Origin of the sequence: Streptomyces sp. NPDC006265, assembly GCF_040613555.1 — a bacterium.
Lineage (GTDB): Bacteria > Actinomycetota > Actinomycetes > Streptomycetales > Streptomycetaceae > Streptomyces.
This window is the reverse complement of the sequence record NZ_JBEXSH010000722.1, coordinates 1-4,749: the sequence shown is the minus strand read 5'-3', so window position 1 is coordinate 4,749 and position 4,749 is coordinate 1. Positions and strand designations below refer to the sequence as shown.

Annotated in this window: 4 protein-coding genes and 1 pseudogene; 4 read left to right on the top strand and 1 reads right to left on the bottom strand. The window is 70.0% G+C overall.

Annotated features, from left to right (window positions below; translation table 11 throughout):
- Positions 1 to 172: pseudogene (locus tag ABZ281_RS38365) on the top strand (flp pilus-assembly TadE/G-like family protein); the annotation flags it as partial.
- Here the strand turns inward: ABZ281_RS38365 and ABZ281_RS38360 are convergent.
- Positions 150 to 2,708, bottom strand: coding sequence for a DEAD/DEAH box helicase (locus ABZ281_RS38360; RefSeq protein WP_356662643.1), 2,559 nt, complete (start codon positions 2,706 to 2,708; stop codon positions 150 to 152). The pseudogene ABZ281_RS38365 and the gene ABZ281_RS38360 sit on opposite strands and share 23 nt — an antisense overlap.
- 78 nt (positions 2,709 to 2,786) lie before the next feature.
- Here ABZ281_RS38360 and bldG point away from each other — a divergent pair, with 78 nt between their 5' ends.
- From bldG to ABZ281_RS38345, 3 genes are all read left to right on the top strand, one after another.
- Positions 2,787 to 3,128, top strand: a complete 342-nt coding sequence (bldG, locus tag ABZ281_RS38355) for an anti-sigma factor antagonist BldG (protein WP_003991900.1) — start codon at positions 2,787 to 2,789, stop codon at positions 3,126 to 3,128.
- A 122-nt stretch (positions 3,129 to 3,250) separates the two neighbouring features.
- Complete coding sequence (locus tag ABZ281_RS38350; protein WP_356662642.1) at positions 3,251 to 3,688, top strand: ATP-binding protein; 438 nt, start codon at positions 3,251 to 3,253, stop codon at positions 3,686 to 3,688.
- Between the two features lie 274 nt (positions 3,689 to 3,962).
- On the top strand, positions 3,963 to 4,749 hold a 787-nt coding region (locus ABZ281_RS38345), incomplete at its 3' end, for a sodium/proton-translocating pyrophosphatase (protein WP_356662641.1).

Sequence of the window (4,749 nt, the reverse complement as noted above, 5' to 3'; positions counted from 1 at the left end):
GGACCACTGGGCCGACGGTGGTTCGGCGGCCTGCGCCCGGGCCGGCCGGGTGGCCCGGGCTCAGGGCGTGCGGCTCGTTCGGTGCGAGGTCGCCGGGGAGATCTCGGACGTGACGGTGGCGTCGGGACGGGGGCCGTTCACGGCGGAGGTCAGGGCGCGGGCGGGGCCTCCGACGGCTCGCCCGGCGGCCGCTCATGTGCCTCGTCCACCGTTTCCTCCTCCCCCTGAGCGCTCTCCTTCTCCTCGGACGCATCCTTCTCCTCCGGAGCCCCCTCCAGCAGCACCGTGAGGAGCCGCACGGCCCCCTTCTTGTGCAGCGGGTCGTTGCCGTTGCCGCACTTGGGGGACTGGATGCAGGACGGGCAACCGGCGTCGCACTCGCAGGAGGCGATGGCCTGGCGGGTGGCGGTCAGCCAGGTGCGGGCGGTGTGGAAGGCGCGCTCCGCGAAGCCCGCGCCACCCGGATGGCCGTCGTAGACGAAGACGGTGGGCAGGAGCGTGTCGGGGTGGAGCGGGATCGACACGCCGCCGATGTCCCAGCGGTCGCAGGTCGCGAAGAGGGGCAGCAGGCCGATCGACGCGTGCTCGGCGGCGTGCAGGGCGCCTCCGAGGACCTCCGGGTTGATCCGGGCCCGGTCCAGCTGGTCCTCGGTGACGGTCCACCACACGGCGCGGGTGCGCAGCGTACGGGGAGGGAGGTCGAGTTTGGTCTCGCCGAGCACTTCACCGGTGATGAGCCGTCTGCGGAGGAAGGAGACGACCTGGTTGGTGACCTCGACGGAGCCGTAGCAGAGGCGGCCGTCGCCCCACGGGATCTCGACATCCGTCTCAAGGACGGAGATGGACGTCGTGTCGCGGGCGACCGTGGAGTACGGCGGGGCGGCCTCCTCGACGAGGGCGACGGAGTCCTCCAGGTCCAGCGACCGCACCAGGTACGTGCGGCCCTGGTGGAGGTGGACCGCCCCCTCGTGCACCGTCGAGTGCGCGGCGCCGGAGTCGACCGTGCCGAGCAGCCGGCCCGTGCCGGTCTCGACGACCTGGATCGGGCGCCCGCCCTCCCCGCGGATGTCCGTCAGATCGGCGGCGCGCTCGCGGCGGGTCCAGTGCCAGGCTTTGGTGCGGCGGCGCAGCAGCTTCGCGGCCTCCAGCTGGGGCAGGAGGCCCTCGCTGGCAGGTCCGAACAGGGCGAGGTCCTCGTCCGTCAGGGGCAGCTCAGCGGCGGCCGCGCACAGGTGCGGGGCCAGCACGTAGGGGTTGTCGGGGTCGAGGACGGTCGATTCGACGGGCTGGTCGAACAGGGCCTCGGGGTGGTGGACGAGGTAGGTGTCCAGCGGGTCGTCGCGGGCGACCAGGACGGCCAGCGCCCCCTGCCCGGACCGTCCGGCCCGGCCCGCCTGCTGCCACAGGGAGGCACGCGTGCCCGGGTAGCCGGCGATGACGACCGCGTCGAGGCCGGAGATGTCGATGCCGAGTTCGAGGGCGTTCGTCGCGGCGAGGCCCAGCAGTTCACCCGAATGGAGGGCTTGTTCGAGAGCGCGGCGTTCCTCGGGGAGATAGCCGCCCCGGTACGCCGCGACACGCCGGGCCAGCGACCGGTCGACCTCGGCCAGACGCTCCTGGGAGATGACCGAGATCAGCTCGGCGCCGCGCCGGGAACGGACGAAGGCGACGGAGCGCACGCCCTGCACGGTGAGGTCGGTCAGCAGGTCGGCGGCCTCGGCGGTGGCCGTGCGGCGCACGGGAGCGCCCTTCTCGCCGTGCAGCTCGGTCAGCGGCGGTTCCCAGAGGGCGAACACCAGTTCACCGCGAGGGGAAGCGTCGTCGGCCACTTCCAGGACCGGCACGCCGGTGAGGCGGCGGGCGGCCACCGCGGGCTCGGCGGCGGTCGCGGAGGCCAGCAGGAACACGGGCGACGCGCCGTAGCGGGCACACAGACGGCGCAGCCGGCGCAGCACCTGGGCGACGTGCGAGCCGAAGACGCCGCGATAGGTGTGGCACTCGTCGATGACGACGTACTTCAGCGCCTTCAGGAAGGAGGACCAGCGGGGGTGGGACGGCAGGATGCCGCGGTGCAGCATGTCCGGGTTGGTCAGGACGTAGTTGGCGTACTGGCGGATCCACTCGCGTTCCTCGAACGGAGTATCGCCGTCGTACACGGCTGCGCGCACGGAATTGCCCAGCGGATGTGAAAGTTCCTTCACGGAGCGGTACTGGTCCGCCGCGAGAGCCTTCGTGGGAGCCAGGTAGAGGGTGGTCGCGCCGCGGCCGTTCGGGGCCTCCGCGCCCTCCAGAAGGGTGGAGAAGACCGGTACGAGGTAGGCCAGGGACTTGCCGGAGGCCGTGCCGGTGGCGACGACGACCGACTCGCCGTCCAGGGCGTGCTCGGCCGCGCGTGCCTGGTGGGCCCAGGGATGCTCGATGCCCGCGGCTCGCACGGCCGCGACGACCTCGGCGCGGATCCGGTCCGGCCAGACGGCATGCCGACCCTCACGCGGGGGCAAGTGCTCCGTATGAGTAATGCGAGAAGCCCTGCTGGGGCCGGACGCGAGCCGGTCCAGGACCGCGCCCGGCGCGGGTCGGGAGGCGGGGTCCGGCGGGGTTCGATCGGATCGGTGATTCTTGGCCATCGGCACCGAGTGTGTCACTGGCGTGACGGACAATGGAGCCAAGGCGTCGTGCACGCCTGCCGGTAAGTGATTGAATGCCATCGCGGCTGGCGAAGCGTCCAGGGGCTGAAGCCGAATGCCCCTAGGGCGACCGCTCGATAGCAAGGTGCTGGAGGATCCGTGGACCTGTCCCTGTCGACCGAAACCATGGGCGATCGCACGATCGTCAGGGTCGGTGGCGAAATCGACGTATATACCGCGCCCAAGTTGCGCGAGCAGTTGGTCGAGCTGGTGAACGACGGCAGTTTCCACCTTGTCGTCGACATGGAGGGCGTGGACTTCCTCGACTCCACCGGGCTCGGCGTACTGGTCGGCGGCCTGAAGCGCGTGCGTGCCCATGAGGGCTCCCTGCGCCTGGTCTGCAACCAGGAGCGCATTCTGAAGATCTTCCGTATCACCGGCCTCACCAAGGTGTTCCCGATTCACACCTCGGTCGAGGAAGCGGTTGCGGCCACCGACTGACACCGGTCCCGGGCCGAGCGCCCGGGCCGGCCGTCGTTCGGCAGAAGTGAAGACCCAGGGGGCCCGGGCTTTCGGCGGCCCGGAGCCTCTCGACAGCACGCCCGTAGTTGCGAGGGGGATGCATGGCCACCGTTGAGCTCCGCTTCAGCGCGCTGCCCGAGCATGTCAGGACCGCCCGGCTGGTGGCGGCAGCGGTGGCGCGCAGGGCCGGAGTGGACGAGGCGGTCCTCGACGAGGTCAGGCTCGCCGTCGGCGAGGCGTGCACCCGAGCCGTCGGACTGCATCAGACCGGCGGGATCTCGGCACCGGTGAAGGTGCTGTTGATCGAGGAGGAGAAGCAGTTCTCCATCGAGGTCGGCGACGAGGCCCCGCACGCGGTCTCCGGTGAGCGCGCCTCCGGGGCCGGACCCGGAGGCGCCGACGGGGAGGCCGACGAGGACGAAATGGGCCTCGCGGTCATCAGCGGACTCGTCGACGACGTCGAGGTCAGCGCGGGAGAGCACGGCGGGCTGATCAAGATGACCTGGCCGACCACGCCGCCGCCGACGATTCTGGTCTGACCCCGCCACCGCGCGCACCGTTCCTGACGAAGGGCCCCACCCGTGGGGCCCTTCGTCATGTGCGGGTGTCAGTGCTCGCCTTTACAGTAGTTCCTGTGTCGAACATCGCGTGAATTCGTTCACGATCATTCGCGCGCCCTCCGGCAGCCTCAGAATGCTTTCAGGGCATTACTTCGGAACGCCAATTCCGTTTATCGCGCTCTGTTTTGATCAGGTTCCGGTACCTACAATCCCGTCCACATCTTGAGCTCAGCCCAAGCGTCAAGGAGGACGAATGGCGGGGCTTTCCCTCTCACAACAGTCGGGCCATCCCACAGACCTCGCAGCCGCCGTACTGACCGATGGCAACCGCGTCCTCATCGTGGTCATCGCGGTCGTCGCACTGGCGGCCCTGGTGCTCGCGGGGGTCCTGGTACGCCAGGTACTCGCGGCAGGCGAGGGCACCGACAGCATGAAGGAGATCGCGGCAGCGGTGCAGGAAGGCGCGAACGCCTATCTCGCCCGTCAGCTGCGCACGCTCGGCGTATTCGCCGTGGTCGTGTTCTTCCTGCTCATGCTGCTGCCCGCGGACGACTGGAGTCAGCGTGCCGGACGGTCGGTGTTCTTTCTGATCGGAGCGGCGTTCTCGGCAGTCACCGGCTATATCGGCATGTGGCTCGCCGTACGCAGCAATGTGCGTGTCGCCGCGGCGGCGCGTGAAGCCACTCCGGCTCAAGGCGAGCCGGAAAAGGATCTGACCACGGTCTCGCACAAAGCGATGAAGATCGCTTTCCGCACGGGCGGTGTGGTCGGCATGTTCACGGTGGGCCTCGGCCTGCTCGGCGCCTCCTGTGTGGTGCTGGTGTACGCGGCCGACGCGCCCAAGGTGCTCGAGGGCTTCGGTCTCGGGGCCGCGCTGATCGCGATGTTCATGCGTGTCGGTGGCGGCATCTTCACCAAGGCCGCCGACGTCGGCGCCGACCTGGTCGGCAAGGTCGAACAGGGCATTCCGGAGGACGACCCGCGCAATGCCGCGACCATCGCCGACAATGTGGGCGACAACGTCGGCGACTGCGCGGGCA

What these genes read in the sequence shown, in the direction of transcription:
- ABZ281_RS38360 (WP_356662643.1), bottom strand. Translation starts at nt 2,708, where the DNA reads ATGGCATTCAATCACTTACCGGCAGGCGTGCACGACGCCTTGGCTCCA.
- ABZ281_RS38350 (WP_356662642.1), top strand. Translation starts at nt 3,251, where the DNA reads ATGGCCACCGTTGAGCTCCGCTTCAGCGCGCTGCCCGAGCATGTCAGG.